We start from the raw sequence: 20,065 nt of genomic DNA, 5'->3' as shown, positions 1-20,065 counted from the left end.
TGCATTAAACCCGCAGACCGTAGTCAACTCAGCACGGCCAGTGCTACGCCGCTGACTGCCAGCAGAGAGGCCATCAGACCCTTCCAGCCGAGGCGGTCTTGCTCGGCGCGGGCGACCAGAATCGCCATGACTGGCGCTGTACTCAGCACGGTGGTCGCAATCCCCAGAGGCAGCTTCTGCAGCGCAATTTGCTGAAGCAAAATGCCCAGCACCGTGCCCAGCAGGGTGGCCATCAGCACAGTCGGCCAACGCCGTTTGCGGGGATGCGGCTGTGGCCAAGGCATCGTCATGCGTCGCCATCGGATGCGCATCCATGGCAAAAGCAATACCAACCCCCCCAGCAGCCGACAGGCGGCACTCTGCAGCGGGGTTAGATCGGCACTGATCAGCACGCTGCGCGAGACGCCGGCACCGGCCACGCTGCAGGCCACCGCTAGCAGTGCCATCAGAACGCCCTGACGTTGAACTCTGCTCTGGCGGTCGCGTTGGACGGTGGTTTCAGGCGGTTGCTGCAGGGCGACGATCATCACGGATGCCGTGACCAACAGAGCGCCACCCCAAGCTCCTGCGGGAAGTTGTTCTCCCAGGGTCAACCAACCGCTGCTCGCTGCAATGAGGGGCGACAGGGATTCCATCGTCAGGGTGCGGCGGGTGCCAAGACGCCTCAGTGCGGCGAGATACAGGCTGTCTCCCAAGGCGATCCCCAACCCTCCACTGATCAGAAGCCAGAACAGTGCCTGGGACTGCTGCACCCAAGGCAGTGTGATCAACACCGGGAGCAGCACCAGGCTGGCTAAAGCATTTTTCAGACCATTCAGTTGAATGGCGTTCAACGACGTGGACAAACTGCGCCAGAGGCTGCTGGCCAGGGTCCAGGCCAGGGCCGCAACCAGGCCGGCGATCAATCCGGTCAATGGACGCGCTGCAGCAGTTGTCCCACCAAGAGCCCGATGACCAGCGCTCCGGCACCGTGGCCTTGCAGCAGGGTTAGACCTAGAACCAGTCCCAGCAAAGGAGAGGACAGCAGAACCGAGAGGCTGCCCCCGACCACCCCTGCGCTCCAACTGTCGAGACCGCCAATCCAGGGAATCCATTGGTGCAGCCCCATGCCCAGGGCGCTGCTGGCCAGGATCACTGGAAAAAACTGCCCGCCACGCCATCCGGTCTCGAGGCACAGCCCCACCATCAGCAACTTGCCGATGGCTGAGAGCACCAGCATTTCCGTGCTCAGCGTCCAGGCGCCGAGCACGAGCGGTTTCAGTTGGTTTTCGCCAGAGAAGGCCGCCAAGGGCAGCCCCCAAAGGCAGAGTCCCACGACCAGGCCGGTGGCGATCGGAGCCCACCAGAACCGCTCTAGCAAGTGGAACTGGCGCAGCCACTGACGCCAGCGCCGCATCATCTGGCCCGCAAGCCAGCCCACCAGGCCAGCCAGCACGGCAGCGACCATGGCACCAAGGCGTTGCTCCTGGCCGGTGGGCCAGAGGTAGGGAACACCGCGCATGCCACCGCCGAAATCATTCAGACCGTGAAAGGCCACGAAACCGGCAACGCCGCCGATTGTGCCCGGCAGCCAGCGCCAGATCAGCTGCCATTTCTTTCCGGCCAGGGCGGCTCCTCCCACCAGGGGTGAGTGGAACAGGCCCAGAGAGCCCGCCATCGCGGCTGCCACCAGAGTGCGATCGGCACCCTTCCAGATCTGATGGCTGCCCACGGCCACCAGACGGGTCATCAGTGCTTCCGGGCCCAAAGTGCCGCCACCTGCGAGCACCAGCGCTCCTCCAAGCAGTTGGGTGAGTCCGTTTTGCGTGTTCAGTCCTTCAGGTGCTCGCAACTGGGCCAGGGTCTCTTTCATTTCAGGCAAGCCGCGGTCCAGCTGTTGCCGTTGCAAAAGGCTCAACATCAGGCCGATCCCGCCCGCCCAAAGCAGGCACCAGAGCAACGGACGCTCACTGGGGAGACCTTGCAGCACAGCAGCACCCCAGATCCAATGCTGCACGGTGAGGGCCAGACTCACCACCACGGCGGCCATCGCCCCTCCTGCAGCGCCGGCCAGCAGGGCGCGCAGACTCCACCACAGGAGAGAACGCGGCCTTGATGTGGAGGAGGTGATCACCAGTAGGGGTCGGTGGCCAACTCCACCCTCAGCTGGCCTGATGCTGGCGCAGGCACGGTGCTGATGCAGGACCTCACCACGGTTCCGTTCACTTCGATCTCGCAGGCACCGCAGCTGCCACCAAGGCACCCGGTTGGGATGTGCATCCCCGCCTGTTGCGCCGCCTGAAGCCAGTCCTCTCCTTGGCAGCAGACGCTGCGACGGCCATTCGGCCAGTGAATCTCCACCTTTGGGGGCCTGGCGCTCAAGGGGGATTACAGCAATGGGTCCAGATTCACATGCTGCTCGAACGCATCGGCGAGACGATCGAGCAGTGCTTCACGCTGTCGGCTGTGATGGGGTTGATCCTCGTTCAGTTCGGGCAGATCGCGTCGACGTCGCAACCGGTTCAGCCAACGACGACGCCAGGCACCGTTGTCGAAGATTCCGTGTAGGTACGTTCCTGCGGCGGCTCCAGCCTGGCCGTTGTGGTGCTTGATCCACCCGAGTTCTTCGTCGCCGCAAAGTGGTGTGCAGTCACCACAGACGTCGGTCAGTCCCCGGTGCAGTTCGAATCCCTCCAATCGGAGCGGCGGCATCTGCGGTGGCCAAAGTGCAGGGCTCTGACGTTGTCGCAGCGCTTTGGCTCCGCCGAACACGGTCCGAATGGGCAGCAGCGCTAATCCTGGTTCGTGGCCGCTGGGCGTGTTGCTGTGAGGCTCGCCCTCAAGCCCGTCCGGATCCTGCAGAGATTCGCCCATCATCTGCATGCCGCCGCAAATACCGAACACCTCTCCTCCCTGCATGGCGAAATCAACCAACGCGGCATCGAGGCCGGTTCGGCGCAAGCTGGCTAGATCCCGCAAGGTCTGTTTGCTGCCTGGAATGACCACCGCGTCGGGGGTGCCAAGCGAGTCCCCAGGGGAGACCCAACGCAGTTGAACCGTCGGCTCCGCCTCTAGGGGGTCCAGGTCGGAAAAGTTGCTCAGTGATGGCAGCTTGAGCACGGCGATGTCCAGCTCAGCGGCGCGTTTGCGTCCGCGGCGTTCCAGGAGATCAAGCGAATCTTCGGGGGGAAACAGCTCATCGAGCCATGGCATCACGCCCACCACCGGCAAGCCAGTGTTGGCTTCCAGCCAGCGGCGGCCTTCGTCGAAGAGCTCCCGGCGGCCACGAAAACGATTGATCAAAAGCCCGCGGATCAGAGGACGTTCCACTGGCCTCAGAAGCTGCAGCGTTCCCACAATCTGGGCGAACACGCCCCCTCGTTCGATGTCAGCCACCAGCAGGCAATGGGCTCGGAGGTACTGCGCCAGGCGGAGATTGGTCAGGTCGCGTGCCTGCAGGTTCACCTCCACCGGACTACCAGCTCCCTCCAACACCAGGCGTCCGCCTGGATGCGCCTCCTGAAGCGTTCTCAGACCCTTGCGAATCGCAACCCAGCCTGGGCGAAACCAGTCGCGGTAGTAGTGCTCAGCACGGCACTGCCCGACCGAAGCCCCAAGGTGAATGACTTCACTGGTCGAGTCGCCCTGCGGTTTGAGCAACACGGGATTCATTGCATGATCGGGTTCCAGCTCAGCGGCCCAGGCCTGGAGTGCTTGGGAATAGGCCATTTCGCCACCGCCTTGGTCCACCCAGGCGTTGTTGCTCATGTTCTGGCCCTTGAAGGGCAGCGGACGTTCACCGCGCCGCCTGAGCACGCGACACAGGGCAGCTGTCATCAACGATTTGCCGGCACCGCTGCTGGTGCCAAGCACCATCAGGGGGGCTGGCGAGGGGCTGCTCATTCGAATGGGTTGCTGCGATCGGCTGATGTTGAGCATCGCAAGCCACCCATCGACGCTTTGCGTCGTCGTGAATGGCACGTGATCACAGACTCGACAGCTGAAAAACCTGTGGTTCGATACGGGCAGTTGTCGAGTGAGGGCACGCTGACCAATGCCGGTGAAGCGTGCGGCTCTGCTTCCTTTGGTGCTCGCCTTGCTTACAGGCTTTTTGACGCCTCTGAAAGCGGAGCCGCATGCGTTGGATCAGCGAGACCCTCGAGCAAACGAGCAGAAGGCTGATGCCTTAGTCGAGAAGCTTCAGCAACTGCGGGCTCGCGTTGATGCCTCCTCAAGGAAGGTCTCCCTTGAGGAGGCGATTGAGCTGGGACTGCGCAATAACCCTGATCTTGTCGCTGCATTTCGCACGATTCAGGACTACGAGTGGCAACTGATCGCCGCGCAACGTCAGTGGTATCCCACGCTTGAGCTCTCCAATGGCTCGCCATTCGTTGGTTTAAACGCGAATACCTACATCCAGCGTTTCTACAACTCACAACAGGAGCAGGTGATCTCGACTCTCGGTAGTGCTCCGAACGCACCAAGCCAGGTGAAGCAATTCACCACCACGGCCGTTTTGCAGCCGGGTGCGACCGCGTCCTGGAGCTTCATCGATCCCACGCGGCAGCCCAATATCAATGCCGCTTCAGAGGCACTGCGTCAACAGAAGCTGTTGTTTGATGTCAGCGCCAGAAATCTGATCCTGCAGATCCAGACTGCTTATTACACCCTGCAGAGTACCCGTCAGCTCATTACTGATTTCCAGCAGATTTACGACATCAACCGTCGCCAGATGGAGGTGATCAGAGCCCGTTATGGAATTCAATTGGCCACCGTTTTGGATCTGGCCCAGACGGAGTCCCAGCTGTTTAATCAACTCAATCAGCTGGTTTCGTTCACGCAGTCGTACATCACAGAAGCCGCTCAATTGGCCCGCCAGCTCGGGTTGCCGGACGACAGCTTGGTGTTGCCCGCGGAGAAGGCCAAGCTTTACAACAGCTGGATGGTTCCACTCCCGGAAACCATTGCCCGTGCCACGCGGTTGCGTGAGGAGATCCTCGCCAGCCTTGCTGCTGCGGAGTCGGCGCAGTGGAGTGGGATCGCGCAAATGAATCAATACCTTCCCGTCTTTCAGGTGGTGGGCACGGGAAGCCTTCGGCTGGAGAGTGGTGTGATCAATGGGGTCCCTGGTCGTGACACCACGTTTGCTCAGTCGGGGTTGAAAACATGGAATGGTGCTGTTGGCATCGGCTTCAACTGGACATTGTTCGATGGCGGCATTGATGCAGCCCAGGCCCAATCCGAATACGCTCAAGCTGAGCAGAAGCGATCCGTGGCTGAGTCAAATCGTCTGCAGACCGTTCAGCAAATCCGTTCCAGTTACGGCGACTATGAGGCGTCTCAGGTGGCTGTTGACAGTGCACGGATGGCGTATCAAGCAGCTCTGACGGCACAAGAGGCTGCACGTGCACGCTTTGACATCGGTGTTGGTGACATCACCACCATCGTGCAAACAATTGAACAGTGGGGAACGTCATCGCAGCAACTTTCACAGGCAACCCTGGCTTACAACAAGGCCGTCGCCGAGTTGTACCGCTTCTCGGCGACCTGGCCTGGAGACAGTGGTGCGTTGGTGCGTGAACAAGAGCAGCGGTTGCGATGAGACAGATTTTTGAAACACGCGCCCTGCGGAAACGCCATCAGTCGGGAGACAAACAAAATCCAATCGTTGTGTTGTCACCACCGTTGCGTCTCACCCTTGGTTTTGGGGTGGTTCTGGCATGCGTTGGTGTGCTCTGGTCGGTGCTGGCACGAATTCCGATCGAGGTCACTGGCACGGGCGTTCTTTTGCCCGTTGGTGTGATCAATCGTGTTCGTGCTGCCGTCGATGGCAGAGCGCGATGGACGTTTGCAGATGCCAGCTATGACTGGGCTGATGACGCCTTGCGGTTTCAACGTGAGCCGGAATCACTGTCCAATGCCGAAGTGATGGAGCTGTCTCGCAGCATTCTTCGTTCCTATGCATCCTCACAATCGCGGCAGCGATTGAGCTCCGATGCTGTGGTGCCTGGCCAGACGTCGTATGCACAAGGAACGCTGCTGATGTGGTTGCAATCTCTTCAAGAGCAAGAGGCATTGCAGTCACAGCTCGACACCCTCACCTCTGTGGGTGTTCTCACTCGAGTTCAACAAAAAACCCTGGCAGAAAAGCAAACGATTCTTGAGAAAGAATTGAAGAGTCGTCAGGCGTTTTTTAATTCAATGCAAGCTCTTGCTGCAAAGGGATATGTCAGTAAACCCACCATTCTTCAAAATCAAGCTGAGGTCGATAATCTCGAATCCCAGATTTTTTCCAATCAAGATTCGCTTGCCAATCTTCAAGCCCAATTGGAGCAGTCGTCTATCAAGCTGCGACGGTCATTGGCTCAAATGATCTCCAATGGTTTGATTTTTGCTGATCACGATGTCTACATCCGTCAGGTTGTTCCCAATGATGGTGAAGGAGTCTCCAAAGGTGATTCACTCCTCCTGCTGAGCCGGGAATCGCTGGCTAACCCTGCTCGCGTGCCTGTGTTTCTTTCGGCTCGCGAATCAGCCCAGGTCGCCGTGGGGATGTCGGTGTTGGTGACACCGGTGGGGATGCGTCGCTCCGAGGTGGGCGGTATCCAAGGGCGTGTGGTGCAGCTGGCTGAATTACCCAGCGGCGATCAGGAGCTCGAAGCGCGTCTGGGTGTGAGTGAACTAGCGACCGTGATCCGCAAGCGTGAACCCAGTCCCACACTGGCCGTGGTGGAGCTCGAGCGCTCCGTCACCGATCAACGCGATAACCGTGCTGGTTACGTCTGGAATTCCAAAGGGGATCCCCCCTTTGCTCCTAAAACAGCCGATCAGCTCACCGTGGCGATTACGACCCGTCAGGTCGCCCCCATCGCATTGGTGATTCCACGATTGCGCCGCTGGTTCGGGATCGTGCCGCCGGAAACGCGAGATGGGTCGGAGGAAATCTTGGGCCAGCCTTCACCGTCGAACCGTTCAGCGACTCAAGGGGCCCGTTGATGGCCAGTGCAACATCAAGACGGGTCAAGGCCACAACGGTTCTGCAATACGAGGCAGCCGAATGCGGAGCTGCCTCTTTGGCAACGATCCTTCGCTATCACGGCCGCATTGTGCCCTTGACGGAGCTGCGTCGTGCCTGTGGCATCAATCGCGACGGTTCGAATGCCCAGCGTGTCTTGGTAGCCGCCCGTCAATACGGGCTTCAAACCAAGGCCTATCGCTGCTCCGGTGAGCAGCTGATGCTTCAAGGTCAGTTTCCCTGCGTGATCTTCTGGGGTTTCAATCATTTCCTTGTGGTCGAGGGGTTCGACCAAACGCACGCGTTTCTGAGCGATCCAGCGCAAGGACGCGTGCGCGTTCTGATGGAGGAATTTCTCGATCATTTCACCGGCGTGGTGCTGGAGTTCTCACCAGGTTCGGATTTCCATCGAGGCGGTCAAGATCGCTCGCCGTTGTGGATGCTGCCCGGCCTGCTGTTTCCTTACCGCAACCAGCTGCTGCGATTGATGGTGGTGGCCTCGGCCCTCCTCGTGCCCAATCTGCTGGTGGCGGGTCTCACCGCATCCTTCATTACGGATTTCCTCCAGGAGGAGCGGCTCTATTTCGGGATTCCCATTGTGTGGCTGTTGGCCTTCAGTTGCTTGATGTGGCTGATCCTGATGGCAGTGCAGTTTGTGGTGCTGAGGCGCCTGGAGCTGCTGCTTTCCAAGAAGCTCACCGCTGAACTGTTTGAAAAGCTGTTCTCGGTGCCGTGGGCCTTTTTTCAGGTGCGCATGGCCGGCGAATTGTCGTCGCGGATGCTGCTCGGCATGCAAACCACCCAGGTGGTAGTGGCGCAGTTGCTGCGGTTCTTGGTGAGCACCTGGGCTGCGCTGTTGTTGTTGGTGGTGAGCTGCTTGATCTCGTTCTGGCTCACCATGTTGGTGGCGGTTGTTCTCGCCCTCAATCTGCTGCTCAACTGGTGGCTGACGGCTCAGCGTTACGACGCCAACCGCAAGCTCGCGATTGAACAGGGCAAAGCTCAGGGCCGAGCGCTGCAAGGTATCAACACGATTGAAACGCTGAAGGCGTCTGGACTTGAGTTTGATTTCCTCAGCCAGTGGCAGGGCAATTTCGGTTCGGTCGTCGAGCAAAACCAGTTGCTTGGCGCGCAGCTCGCCTGGTCAAGCATCAGTGCTAGTACCGCCACCCTGTTGCTGTCGGCCCTGGTGATCACATTGGGCGGGGTGTTGATCATCCAGGGACGCATGTCCCTTGGCCTGTTGGTGTCGTTTCAGTTCCTGCAGGCACAGTTGATTGCTCCGATTTCCACCTTGCCGCAGTTGAGCTCCACGCTTCAGCGACTGATCGGTGATCTTGGCCGCCTGGTGGATCTCACGTCCACAGCCGATGACCCCCATGTGCGCAGCTTCCAATCAGCGCGTATAGGTCTTGAGTCAACGCTTGATCACGATCAACGTCTTCAGGGTCGGATCACGCTCAAAGGTGTGAGCTATGGATTCAATGCGATTGATCCGCCCTTCCTCCCATCACTGGATCTCGATGTTCCTGCGGGGTCACGCCTGGCCCTTGTGGGAGGAAGTGGATCCGGCAAGACCACCTTGATCCGGATGCTTGCCGGGCTCTTGGACCCGTTGGACGGTCAAATTCTGTTCGATGGCAAGACGTGGGAACAGTTGGATGATCAGCTCGTGCGGGGCAGCATCGCCTACGTGCCTCAACAGGTGTTCGTGTTTAACGCCTCCATCGCCGACAACATCACGCTTTGGAACCCCGAGTACACCGATCAAGATCTGCAAGAAGCCGCGGCTGATGCCCAGTTCCTGGAGACCGTGACTGGTCATCCCGATGCCTTTCAGCGGCAGTTGCGCGACAACGGTAGTGATCTCAGTGGTGGCGAACGGCAGCGCCTGGAAATCTGCCGGGCCTTGATCCGCCGACCTTCGATCCTGTTGCTCGACGAAGCCACCAGTTCCCTCGACAACCTCAGTCAGCGAAGGGTTCTTGATGCCGTTCAGCAGCGGGGGATCACGGTGGTGAGCGTTGCGCACAGGCTTGATGCTGCTCTGGCCAGTGACCAGGTGCTTGTTCTGGCCAAGGGCCAGGTGATCGAGCGTGGTCATCCTGAGCGGCTTCTGGAGGATCCTCTGAGTGAATTTTCAAAACTCGTGGCTGCCGAACGTCGCGAGTCAATGGAGGTGATCCCATGAGCGAGGCCCGTCGGCGCGCGCTCCAGCAGGTGGATGCTCTGGAGAGCGATCTCCTGTTGCAGTCCAGCGAGGATCTGTTACCGCAGCACGAGCTGCGACTGATTGGCTTCTGTCTGCGCCATCTGCAGGCTCCATGGCGGCCTCTGATTGCCATCCCTGATGCCGACATCAGTGTTCAGCTCGATCACAACGACATTCACCATCGCCGTGTGGATCCACCGCGCGAGCCTTGGAGCAGTGAATTCCCGATGTTGATCGTTCACGATCAGAGCTCCGGAGAAGCGCTGGCGCTGTTCCGTGATCAAGGGCGCAACTGGTTTTATTCCGCTGATCGGGATCAACGCTGGCCCGTTCCGAAATCAGCGCGCCTCGATGGTGATGCTTTCGAAATTTATCCGTCGTTGCCTGCCAAGGTCACCGGACCTCTCCGCGTGATTTCGTTTGCTTTCGATACCGAATTGAGGGCTATCTGGGCCTTGGTGCTGGCATCGGCAGCGGTGATGGGTTTTCACTTCAGCATCCCGGTGTTCACCAATCTTCTGGTGAATCGTGTCTTGCCGGAAAACGACAGCGCTCTGTTATTGCAGGGGTTGGCCATTGTGCTTGTGGTGGTCTTTGGTGTGGCCGCGGCGCAATATCTGCAGACGATGATGATGTTGCGGATCGAGAGCATCACGGATCTCAGGTTGCAAACCGCTGTGTTCGACCGCGTGATGCGTTTGCCGATGCGATTTGTCTCGCAATACACCACTGGTGACCTCGCATCACGTGCCAACTCCATTAGTCAATTGCGTCAGGTGCTGGGCAGCGGCGTCCTTTCCACCTTGCTGTCAGCTGTCTTCAGCCTCGGCTATTTCATTTTGATGCTTGTTTACGACAGCAAGTTGGCGATCTGGGCCGCATTGTTCACCCTGGTCTCACTGCTGGGGCTGCTGGTTCTCACCATTCGTGACATTGAACTGCAAAAACCACTCTTGGAGACAGGCGCAGAGATTACTAATTTCTCGCTTCAGTCTGTGTTCGGACTCTCCCAGATCCGCAGTGCCGCGGCCGAGCCCTTCGTGCTGCTTCGTTGGTTAAAGGAAGTGAATCGTTATGCACTATTGCAGCTGCGCAGCAACATCTATAGCGACGGGATTGAAATGTTCGGAACCTTGGTCAGCCCTCTGGCCTCGCTGATGATGTTCACGGTGGTGACCCATCGGTTGTTGGCCAACGCCAGTAGCTCGGCCGAATTCGAAGCTATTTTGGTGAGTTTTATTTCGTTTAATGCTGCCTTTTCGGGGTTCAATGCATCGCTGTCCCAGGCGGCCAACCTCACGGCCAACACGTTTGGACGTGCCAGCGTTCTGTGGAAACGGGCAGAGCCCGTTCTGTATGCAGAGGTGGAACGCGGTTATGAACCTGACGCAGTGCACCATCAGGTGGAAGGGCACTATCGATTTCGCGATGTCACTTACACCTTCCCAGGAGCGTCTGGGCCCATTCTGCGCAATCTCAGCTTTGAGATCACTCCGGGTGAACACACGGTGATCACCGGCCCCAGCGGTTGTGGCAAGTCGACGTTGGTGCGCATGTTCCTGGGATTTGTTGATCCCCAAGCCGGTGAAGTGTTGGTGGATGGCATTCCACTGCCTCAGCTTTCGATTCGGCACTACAGACGACAACTTGGCGTTGTGCTGCAGACGGCACATCTGAATGGTGGTTCGATCTACGACGTTGTCTGCGGAGGCCTTGCGCTCGATGAGGACACGATCTGGGAGGCATTACGCGCGGCCTCCGTGGCTGATGAGGTGGAGGCCATGCCGATGAAACTTGAGACTCTTCTGATGGACGGTGCGGGTAATGTGTCGGGAGGACAGGCGCAGCGCATCGCCATCGCCAGAGCTCTGATCCATCAGCCTCAGGTGTTGATCATGGATGAGGCCACCAGTGCTCTTGACCCTGCATCGCAGCAGCGCATCAATGCCACTGTTCAATCCCTTGGAATCACCAGGATCAGCATTGCGCATCGGCTGGCGACGATCAAAGATGCCGATCGAATTCTGGTGCTCCGAGACGGTGAAATCTCCGAAAATGGCACCTGGGATGAATTGTGCGAGTACGGCTACCTTGCGCAGATGATGTCCAAAGGTCAGTGACGCTGATATCCGAGAAGGAGATATGGCCTTCCTTGCATCAACTACTGCAAGCGGAGAAGAATCCAGCGAACGACTCAGCGGTCAGCTGTGATGACCTCAACGGCTTTCAGCAAGGCCTCGGTCAAACTTGGCTCGACGCGATCGCACCTCAAGAAGACCACAAGCTGTCGCGTCGCTTTGCTTGGTCAGGCCTTGATGCGGACACCTTGCTTCGCGTCTTGGCCCGTGCCTCAAAGCCTGAACAAGCAGCCGATATTGAACCCTGGTGGGATGAACTGAAGGCGCTGCAGACCGCGTTGCGATCCGATCCCGATCGTGCCCTGCATCCCTACGTCGCTGAGGATTCGGACGCGCAGCAGCTTCCGTTTCAAGACCTCTGGCTGCCGGTTGTCGACGATGCTGTGGCCAGGCTGCGCGACAGCCTTTCCGATTTGCAGACGCGATCATTCAACGACGGCGCTTTTCAGGCTCTAGGTCAATCACTCTTGAGCCGACTCTGCAGCGTCTCTGAGCAGGTGCTGTTTGAGCAGTTCAACCTGTTGCGACCTCCTGGTGTGATGCTTCTGGCCCACCTCGGTGCGGGAGGCGATGGTCAGGGACCACCGGTGCGCGAGTACTACGAGCGCTTCATTCGGCACCATCGTGCTGATGGATTGGACGGTTTGCTCAAGACCTTCCCGGTGCTGGGCCGGTATCTCGGTTTGGTGTGCCTGTTTTGGCGCCAGTCCAACGAAGGGATGCTGCGCAGGATTGATGCGGATGTCGCCCCCTTGCAGCAGACCTTCGGCATTGCACCCACGGCTGCACTCATCCACATCAAGCAGGGCTTGAGTGACCCCCATAACGGAGGGCAGGCGGTCAGTGTTCTGACCTTTGCGACCCCGGATGGCGACAGCACATCACGCTTGGTCTACAAACCCAAGGACATGGGGGTTGACCTTGCGTATCAACAAGCTCTTGACCATCTCAATCGCAACACTGCGTTGCCCCCCCTGAGGAGACTGAGCATTCACTGCGGTGATGACTACGGCTACATGGAGTTTGTGGAACATCGTCTCTGTCGTGGAGAGGATGAACTCAAGCTTTTCTATCGCAATGCGGGTCGTCTGACGGCCGTCTTGCATCTCCTCGGTTGTACCGATTGTCATCACGAGAACCTGATCGCTTGTGGTGATCAGCTGTTGTTGATTGACACGGAAACTCTCCTGGAGGCCGAACTAACGGATCACATCAGTGATGCGTCGGAGTATCAGACCACTCTGAATCAGTCGGATCTCCAGAAACGCTGTCAGAACTCCATTCTTCGTTCTGGTCTTCTGCCTACCTGGATGTTTATCGGTCAGGCTCGGACTGCTGTTGATATCAGTGCGCTTGGCATCGCTCCGCCCGCCTCCACCACCATGAAGAGCGCCGGTTGGTTGGGTCTCAACAGCGATGGAATGATGGCCGGTCGCATCATGGTCCCTTCTGAGGTGCCCACAAGCCTTCCGGTGGGGTTTGGTGAAACCAATGGGCTCAACAGGCATCTCGAGGTGTTCTGTGAAGGCTTTCGTGAACAGTGCCTTGCTTTTGAACAGACCCGTGATCACTGGATCGGATCCAACGGTGTGCTCGAACGCTTCCGTGGTCTTCCGCGGCGCATCGTGCTGAGGGCAACCCGCGTCTATTTCGCGTTGCAGCGTCAACAACTGGAGCCCGCGGCCCTGCGTTCACCATTGAGCCAGGGATTGGTGCTGGAGCAGCTCAGTCGCAGTTTTCTGATGGCGACCGATCAGCCCAAGCATTGGCCGGTGTTCGATGAGGAAGTGCGCCAGATGGAAAGGCTTGATATTCCCTTTTTTGTGCATGCAATCGACGGCAACGACCTCCCCCTAAGCAATGGATTCGCACCTGTTGAAAACTTCATTGAAACCAGTGGCCTTGAATCCAGTCGGCAACGGATTGAGACGTTGGATGCCGTAGAGGTTCAGTTTCAGGAGCAGCTGATTCGTGGCACCAGTCGCGCGCGTGTCACCCGCGAGGACGGTTGGCAGGAGGTGGCACCCGCGCTCGAAGAGATTGATGTTGCCGTCTTGACGCCTGAGCAGTTGCGTTTAGAAGCAGGTCGCCTGCTGGATGGTCTGGCAGAGATTGCCATCCGAGATGCCGACGGCTTGGTCGATTGGTTGGGGATAGATCTCGGTAGTGATGGCGAAAAATTCTCCTTCGGCCCCGTCGGTAATTCGCTCTATGGCGGGACGGCCGGAGTCGCCCTGCTGGCGGCCCATTTCCCTGAAGACGCTGCCCGGTCTGACCTCTTGAAGGCCTTGATGCCTCCCCTCCTGCAGATGGGGGAGTCCAATCGTGATGGTATGCGTTTGCGTTGGTGGCGCGATCAGGCCTTGGGGTTGAGCGGCTGTGGAGGCACGTTGCTTTGTCTTCAGCAACTGGCGGCCTCCAGCGAACAAGACCTTCGCGAGTCGCTTCAAGAGCTGGAGTCGTCGTTGATTTCTGCCCTGCTGCCAGATCACATTCGGTCTGATCTCACCCTTGATGTGATCGGAGGCGTCGCTGGTCTCATCGGCCCGCTTCTGGAGAACGGTTCGGCGCGAGCCTTGGAGTGCGCTTTGCTCTGTGGCGATCAGCTTCTGCTGCATCAAAAGGAGGAAGGGGGGTGGTCCTTGGGTGGTTTAGATCGTCACCCCCTGCTCGGGTTCTCCCATGGCACCGCCGGATTCGCCGCCGCGCTGGTCAAGATTGGCCAGCGTGTGGGTGAATCCCGTTTCATCGAGGGGGCGTCGCGCGCCTTGGCTTATGAGCGGGAGCGTTTTGATGCCGACCATGGCAATTGGCCCGATTATCGCGACTACAAACCTGACCAGCCCTCGACCTTCATGACCTCCTGGTGCCACGGTGCACCCGGCATTGCCCTCAGCCGCGCTTGTTTGTTTGGTACTCCTCTCTGGGATGCGATCTGCCTGGACGAGATGACCACGGCCCTTCAAACCTTGACCGCGTTCCCTTTTACCGAGATGGACCACCTCTGTTGCGGAACGATGGGGAATGCCTCTCTGTTGCGGATCGTGGCGGAGGGGCCCTGGGCTGATCAGTTGCCTGCGGCGTTGCGCTCTGCGGCTATCGAGCGCTCGTCGCGGCTGGTAAATCAGTCCATTGCTCGAGCAAGGTGTCTTGGTGGATCGTATCGATGCTTCGGTACCTCTGGCAGCAACGTGTTGCTTCCGGGGTGCTTCACCGGTCTCTCCGGAATCGGCCTTGCTTTGATCGATCAGGTGACTCGTGATGATCGTTTGCAGTCCGTGCTGTCGATTGGACTTCTCTCACCATCTGGGGCGGTGGCGGCGGCACCAGTGAAACAGTCGGTGGGTCAATCCAGCTGAGGGAATGGACTCCGGCCAGTTGATCAGCACATCCCTGCCGAGCGGCGTGAGTCGCACCCGTTCGGTCAGGCCCTGCCCATCCACTTCCCTGCGCAGAACCCCCAGTTGAATCAGCCAGATCAGGTGATCCTCGGTCTGGCTGGCATTGAGCCGTTGCCGCGTCATGGCTGGCCAGTCGTCGAGAGCCACCAGTTCGCCACTGCTCATGGCACCCGACTCCAGGTGACGGTAAAAGTTGCGCTGAAATGGCAAGCAACGAACGGCTTGACGGGCTCTCTGCAGAGCGTGCCGCGTTAACTCACTGGGGTCCTGAAGGATCACGCGACCGGTCCTGGTGAAGGCTGTTAATGCCATTCTCGTGGTCAGCTTCCTGAATTGAGGGCTCCATGCTGCTGTTGGCTTCTGCGTCTCCGGCACGACGTCGTCTGCTCGAGCAAGCGGCCATCCCTCATCGGGTGCAGGTCAGCGGTGTGGATGAGTCCACCATCCACAATTCGGACCCCACCACGTTGGTTCAGCTGCTGGCCAAGGCGAAAGCGGAAGCGGTGGCGACGCAGCTGGCAGACACAGCCATCTCCGTTGTGTTGGGGTGCGACTCGGTGCTGGTGTTCAACGGTGTGGTGTTCGGCAAGCCGGCGGATGCCCAACAGGCGGCCGAGCGCTGGCGCCGCATGCGCGGCGGCTGGGGGGAGCTGCACACCGGGCATTGCCTGCTTGCACCGGCCTCGAACGCTTCCTTCAGTCCGCAGCTGACCTGCGTGACAACCCGCGTGCTGTTTTCTGACCTCAGCGATCAGGAGATTGAGGCTTACGTCAACAGCGGTGAGCCGCTGCAATGTGCCGGAGGCTTCGCTCTTGAAGGCTGTGGTGGCAGTTATGTGGAGCGCCTTGATGGCTGCTACTCCAATGTGATCGGTTTGAGTCTTCCGCTGTTGCGGCGATGGTTGTCGTCTGTGCCATGACGCACCGCCGGCAACGGCATTGCCATTTTTTGACGCCCGTAGCTAATCCGAAGGCAGGCCCCTCCTCACACTTTTGGCCATGCTTCGTTGTCTTCTCCCGGTCACGGGTGCACTGTTGCTCGCAGGAACCCTGGCCCTCAACGCTTCGGGAATGGAGCCGTTGTCGGTGCATTCCACAGAGTCGAGTTCAGCGGCATTGAATCTGTCTGCTGAACAGGATTACTTCATGCAGTCCAGTGAAGAGCGGAGTCGAGCTGATGCTGGTCAGGCGCCGCCCTCGGCTGGTCAAGAACGCCATGAACCACCGGCGAGCCACACCCTCATGGATATGGGTTTCTGAGGGAAACACCACCGGACTCCAGCCATCGCCCCAGCACGTTGTGCAGCAAGTCGATTTTCTGTTGGCTGGAGTGGGTGCGCTGATCAGCGGTCGTGGCTTGCAATAAAAAACCCCCGCCTTGAGGCGAGGGTGAATGACAATCGCTTGAGGAACTGAATCGGCTGATCGGAATGATCAGTCGAGGTCGGGCATGGCGAGGGTCGGTTCGGCCTGGCGGTCGATCCCTTTCTCGAAACCGGCAGCAGCAGCACGGGCGCGGCCGGCATGCCAGAGGTGACCCACCAGGAAGAAGAAAGCAAGCACGAACTGTGTTGCAGCCAGCCACTGGCGGATGTTCACGAAGTTCACCGAGTTGGGTTCGGTGATGATGCCGCCCACAGAGTTGATCGACGCGTTGGGAGCGTGGGTCATGTACTCAGCAGCACGACGAACCTGCCAGGGCTGAATGTCGTTCTGAAGCTTGTCGAGGCTCAGACCGTTGGGACCACGCAGAGGCTCAAGCCAAGGGCCACGGAAGTCCCAGAAACGCATGGTTTCACCACCGAAGATGATCTCGCCGGTAGGGGAGCGCATCAGATACTTACCGAGGCCTGTGGGGCCCATGGCGGAGCCGATGTTGGCGCCGAGGCGTTGGTCACGCACCAGGAAGGTGAAACTTTGAGCCTGGGAAGCTTCGGCGTTGGTGGGGCCGTAGAACTCCGAAGGGTAGGCCGTGTTGTTGAACCAGATGTAAGCCGAGGCAATGAAGCTCATGAAGCTCAGAGCACCAAGGCTGTAGCTCAGGTAGGCCTCACCGTTCCAGATGAAGGCGCGACGCACCCAGCCGAAAGGCTTGGTGATCACGTGCCAGATGCCACCGAAGATCAGAGTCAAGCCCAACCAGATGTGGCCACCGATGATGTCCTCCATGGAGTTCACACCGATGATCCAGCCTTCGCCGCCGAAGGGGGCGCGGAACAGGTAACCGAAGATCACACCCGGGTCAAGAGTCGGGTTGGTGATCAAGCGGACGTCACCGCCACCGGGGGCCCAAGTGTCATAAACGCCGCCGAAGAACATGGCCTTGAAGACCAGCAGCAGGCAGCCGACACCCAGAAGTATGAGGTGATAACCAATGATGTTGGTCATCTGGTTTTTGTCACGCCAGTCCTGCGAGAAGAACGTGGAGTAATTCTCCAGAATCTCCGGACCACGCAGGGCGTGATACAAGCCGCCGAGGCCAAGCACGGCGGAGCTGATCAGGTGCAGAACTCCGACAACGAAGAAGGGGTAGAGATCGGTGACCTCACCACCGGGACCAACGCCGTAACCGAGGGTTGCGACGTGGGGGAACAGGATCAATCCCTGTTCGTACATGGGCTTATCGAAGGTGAAGTGGCTCACCTCGAAGAGCATCATCGCTCCGGCCCAGAACACCATCAGACCAGCGTGGGCCACGTGGGCACCCAGCAGACGGCCGGACAGGTTGATGAGACGGGCGTTACCAGACCACCAGGCGTAACCGGTGGAGTCGAGGTCTTTACCGCCAGTGGCGATAAGACCGGAATTAAAGGGCGTTTCCACGGGGCAGAACCTCTTCAGGGAAGACGAAGTTTTCGTGCGGCTGATCAGCCGGTGCCATCCAGGCACGCAGACCTTCATTCAGAAGGATGTTCTTGGTGTAGAAGGTCTCGAATTCGGGATCTTCTGCAGCGCGGATTTCCTGGGACACGAAGTCATAGGCGCGCAGGTTGAGAGCCAGACCGATGATGCCGATGGAGCTGGTCCACAGGCCCATCACAGGCACGAACAACATGAAGAAGTGCAGCCAGCGCTTGTTGGAGAATGCGATCCCGAAGATCTGGCTCCAGAAGCGATTGGCGGTGACCATGGAATAGGTCTCTTCTTCCTGGGTGGGCTCGAACGCCTTGAAGGTGTTGGCCTGCTCGCCATCCTCAAACAAGGTGTTTTCCACGGTGGCGCCGTGAATGGCGCAGAGCAATGCACCGCCGAGAATGCCAGCGACGCCCATCATGTGGAAAGGATTCAGGGTCCAGTTGTGGAAGCCCTGAAGGAAGAGGAGGAAGCGGAAGATCGCGGCCACACCAAAGGAGGGCGCGAAGAACCAGCTGCTCTGGCCGAGGGGATACATCAGGAAGACACTGACGAACACCGCAATCGGACCGGAGAAGGCGATGGCGTTGTAAGGACGAATGCCGACCAGACGTGCGATTTCGAACTGACGCAGCATGAAGCCGATCAGAGCGAAGGCACCGTGCAGTGCCACGAAGGCCCAGAGGCCGCCGAGCTGACACCAGCGCACGAAATCGCCTTGGGCCTCAGGGCCCCAAAGCAGCAGGAGGCTGTGACCCATCGCATCAGCGGGGGTTGAAACAGCAGCAGTCAGGAAGTTGCAACCTTCCAGGTACGACGAGGCGATGCCGTGGGTGTACCAGGAGGTGACAAAGGTGGTGCCTGTCAGCCAGCCACCAATGGCCAGATAGGCCGTCGGGAAGAGAAGGATGCCGGACCAGCCGACAAAAACGAAGCGGTCGCGCTTGAGCCAGTCATCGAGGACGTCAAACCATCCCCGCTGTGGCGCGCGTCCTACAGCGATCGTCATGAGAGGAGAACGGTGCGGTTGCCCGCAGGCTGTGGGATACCCGGCGACCTTAACAATCTCGACGGGCATTGCGGGGCTGAATTCCTTCACCTGAAATCGCTTGTATCCGAGCGTTTCTTCGGGGTTTCTTCCGCTTTTTTGACAGGGTTTGTGGCAGTGCTGCGCAACATCGCCACTCGCAACGCTTCAGCGGTCACAATGGGCGCTGCTTCCGGGCTGTGATGGCCGCTGATCTGCTCGAACAACCTGTTGTCGGTTCCCGGCGACTTTCCAACGTCTTAGTGGCTGCCATGGTCACGATTGGCGGTGTTGGATTTCTGTTCGCTTCTCTATCGAGTTACCTCGGGCGTGATCTGCTCCCGCTGGGGCACCCTGCGGGCTTGGTGTTCGTTCCCCAAGGACTGGTGATGGGGCTCTACAGCATCGCTGCTGCCTTGTTGGCCACTTACTTATGGTCTGTGATCGCCATTGATGTGGGCGCAGGTTCCAACCGTTTTGATAAGTCAGCCGGGCTGGTGACCATTTCGCGTCGCGGGTTCCGCCGCCCCATCAGTGTTGAAATCCCCATCAAGGACATCCAGGCCGTAAAGGTGGAGGTTCGTGATGGTTTCAACACCCGCCGTCGGGTGTCCCTGCGAGTCCAAGGCCGTCGTGACATGCCGCTGACCCGCGTCGGTGAGCCTCTCCCCTTGGCGCAGCTCGAGCAAGACGGTGCTGAACTGGCACGTTTTCTGGGGGTCAATCTTGAAGGACTCTGATCGCAACGTGGTTCGGCAATCGCTTCAAGCTCTTTTCTCTTTGGCGCTCTGCCTTCCGTTGCTGGTGAGCTGCGCCGCCGAGACCACGGCTTCCATCCCGGTGGGCTGTGAACAGGCATCCACTCCTTGCCTCCAAGGGAAGGCCACCGTGGAAATCACCACCAGCAAAGGTGCGATCACCCTGGAACTCGACGGTGATGCAGCCCCAGTCACTGCGGGCAACTTTCTGGATCTGGCCAAACGGGGCGTTTACGACGGCACCGTGTTTCATCGCGTCGTGCGCGAACCCGTCCCTTTTGTCGTTCAAGGCGGCGATCCGGCCTCCAGTGACGCCTCCACACCCAAGAGCCAATACGGCACAGGAAGCTTCATCGACCCTTCCTCCGGTCAGGCCCGCTTCATTCCCCTGGAATTGTCATTCAGCGGAGATGAGCGTCCGCGCTACAGCCGTGTGGTGAGCAATCCCAGTGAACTGCTGCAGCTGACCCTGACCCATGAGCGTGGAGCTCTGGCCATGGCGCGTTCTCAGGCGCCGGATTCAGCGAGTGCGCAGTTCTACATCGCACTCAAGCCTCTTCCTGAGTTGGACGGCCGTTATGCGGTGTTCGGTCGCGTCACCGAGGGGCTTGATGTGGTGGATGCGATCCGACAGGACGACACGATCATCAAAGCGACGGTTCTGACGCCCGGTCTTTGAATC

At 59.0% G+C, this 20,065-nt stretch carries 16 protein-coding genes; 9 read left to right on the top strand and 7 right to left on the bottom strand.

Going from position 1 to position 20,065, the window contains the following annotated elements; genetic code table 11:
- Positions 1–23 precede the first annotated feature (23 nt).
- Genes SynA1560_RS10465 through SynA1560_RS10450 form a run of 4 tightly spaced genes read right to left on the bottom strand, consistent with a single transcriptional unit; the run spans position 24 to position 3,855 of the window.
- Entirely contained in the window at positions 24–914 is an 891-nt protein-coding gene (locus SynA1560_RS10465; RefSeq protein WP_186500458.1) for a DMT family transporter, read from the bottom strand.
- On the bottom strand, positions 911–2,113 hold the full coding sequence (locus tag SynA1560_RS10460; protein WP_255476930.1) for a chloride channel protein: 1,203 nt from the start codon (positions 2,111–2,113) through the stop codon (positions 911–913). The genes SynA1560_RS10465 and SynA1560_RS10460 overlap by 4 nt, the downstream gene beginning before the upstream one ends.
- The gene (locus SynA1560_RS10455; RefSeq protein WP_255476929.1) at positions 2,110–2,361 is read right to left on the bottom strand and encodes a 2Fe-2S iron-sulfur cluster binding domain-containing protein; all 252 of its coding nucleotides are present in this window, start codon (positions 2,359–2,361) and stop codon (positions 2,110–2,112) included. Before SynA1560_RS10455 ends, SynA1560_RS10460 begins: the two co-directional genes overlap by 4 nt.
- A gap of 6 nt (positions 2,362–2,367) precedes the next feature.
- On the bottom strand, positions 2,368–3,855 hold the full coding sequence (locus tag SynA1560_RS10450) for a cobyric acid synthase (RefSeq protein ID WP_186501656.1): 1,488 nt from the start codon (positions 3,853–3,855) through the stop codon (positions 2,368–2,370).
- Between the two features lie 178 nt (positions 3,856–4,033).
- Here SynA1560_RS10450 and SynA1560_RS10445 point away from each other — a divergent pair, with 178 nt between their 5' ends.
- The 5 genes from SynA1560_RS10445 (at position 4,034) to SynA1560_RS10425 (ending at position 14,703) form a co-directional block, all read left to right on the top strand.
- Positions 4,034–5,581, top strand: a complete 1,548-nt coding sequence (locus SynA1560_RS10445; RefSeq protein WP_186500457.1) for a TolC family protein — start codon at positions 4,034–4,036, stop codon at positions 5,579–5,581.
- Positions 5,582–5,664: 83 nt separating this feature from the next.
- Positions 5,665–6,975, top strand: coding sequence for a hypothetical protein (locus SynA1560_RS10440; protein WP_186500456.1), 1,311 nt, complete (start codon positions 5,665–5,667; stop codon positions 6,973–6,975).
- The gene (locus SynA1560_RS10435) at positions 6,975–9,185 is read left to right on the top strand and encodes an ATP-binding cassette domain-containing protein (protein WP_186500455.1); all 2,211 of its coding nucleotides are present in this window, start codon (positions 6,975–6,977) and stop codon (positions 9,183–9,185) included. The genes SynA1560_RS10440 and SynA1560_RS10435 overlap by 1 nt, the downstream gene beginning before the upstream one ends.
- A complete protein-coding gene (locus tag SynA1560_RS10430; RefSeq protein ID WP_186500454.1) occupies positions 9,182–11,326 on the top strand; it encodes a peptidase domain-containing ABC transporter in 2,145 nt (714 codons plus the stop codon). Before SynA1560_RS10435 ends, SynA1560_RS10430 begins: the two co-directional genes overlap by 4 nt.
- A complete protein-coding gene (locus SynA1560_RS10425; RefSeq protein ID WP_186500453.1) occupies positions 11,323–14,703 on the top strand; it encodes a type 2 lanthipeptide synthetase LanM family protein in 3,381 nt (1,126 codons plus the stop codon). Before SynA1560_RS10430 ends, SynA1560_RS10425 begins: the two co-directional genes overlap by 4 nt.
- Here the strand turns inward: SynA1560_RS10425 and SynA1560_RS10420 are convergent.
- On the bottom strand, positions 14,644–15,057 hold the full coding sequence (locus SynA1560_RS10420) for an Npun_F0494 family protein (RefSeq protein WP_186469207.1): 414 nt from the start codon (positions 15,055–15,057) through the stop codon (positions 14,644–14,646). The genes SynA1560_RS10425 and SynA1560_RS10420 overlap by 60 nt on opposite strands.
- Positions 15,058–15,089: 32 nt before the next feature.
- Here SynA1560_RS10420 and SynA1560_RS10415 point away from each other — a divergent pair, with 32 nt between their 5' ends.
- On the top strand, positions 15,090–15,665 hold the full coding sequence (locus SynA1560_RS10415; protein ID WP_186500452.1) for a nucleoside triphosphate pyrophosphatase: 576 nt from the start codon (positions 15,090–15,092) through the stop codon (positions 15,663–15,665).
- A 79-nt stretch (positions 15,666–15,744) separates the two neighbouring features.
- Positions 15,745–16,005, top strand: coding sequence for a hypothetical protein (locus tag SynA1560_RS10410; RefSeq protein WP_186469205.1), 261 nt, complete (start codon positions 15,745–15,747; stop codon positions 16,003–16,005).
- 174 nt (positions 16,006–16,179) lie between these two features.
- Here the strand turns inward: SynA1560_RS10410 and psbC are convergent, their stop codons facing one another.
- Together psbC and psbD are read right to left on the bottom strand one after the other, a co-directional pair.
- Positions 16,180–17,568, bottom strand: a complete 1,389-nt coding sequence (gene psbC, locus SynA1560_RS10405; RefSeq protein WP_186469204.1) for a photosystem II reaction center protein CP43 — start codon at positions 17,566–17,568, stop codon at positions 16,180–16,182.
- The gene (psbD, locus tag SynA1560_RS10400; protein WP_006041823.1) at positions 17,552–18,607 is read right to left on the bottom strand and encodes a photosystem II D2 protein (photosystem q(a) protein); all 1,056 of its coding nucleotides are present in this window, start codon (positions 18,605–18,607) and stop codon (positions 17,552–17,554) included. The genes psbC and psbD overlap by 17 nt, the downstream gene beginning before the upstream one ends.
- Before the next feature lie 221 nt (positions 18,608–18,828).
- Between psbD and SynA1560_RS10395 the strand changes: the two genes are divergently transcribed.
- Both SynA1560_RS10395 and SynA1560_RS10390 read left to right on the top strand, forming a co-directional pair.
- A complete protein-coding gene (locus SynA1560_RS10395) occupies positions 18,829–19,365 on the top strand; it encodes a photosystem I assembly protein Ycf4 (protein WP_186500451.1) in 537 nt (178 codons plus the stop codon).
- Between the two features lie 7 nt (positions 19,366–19,372).
- Positions 19,373–20,062: a peptidylprolyl isomerase gene (locus tag SynA1560_RS10390; protein ID WP_186469202.1), complete on the top strand. Its 690-nt coding sequence runs from the start codon at positions 19,373–19,375 to the stop codon at positions 20,060–20,062.
- Positions 20,063–20,065: the final 3 nt, after the last annotated feature.

It is taken from the genome of Synechococcus sp. A15-60, from assembly GCF_014280095.1.
Classification (GTDB): Bacteria; Cyanobacteriota; Cyanobacteriia; order PCC-6307; family Cyanobiaceae; genus Synechococcus_C.
The sequence above is the reverse complement of the archived record's forward strand: the minus strand, read 5'-3'. Positions and strand labels throughout refer to the sequence as shown.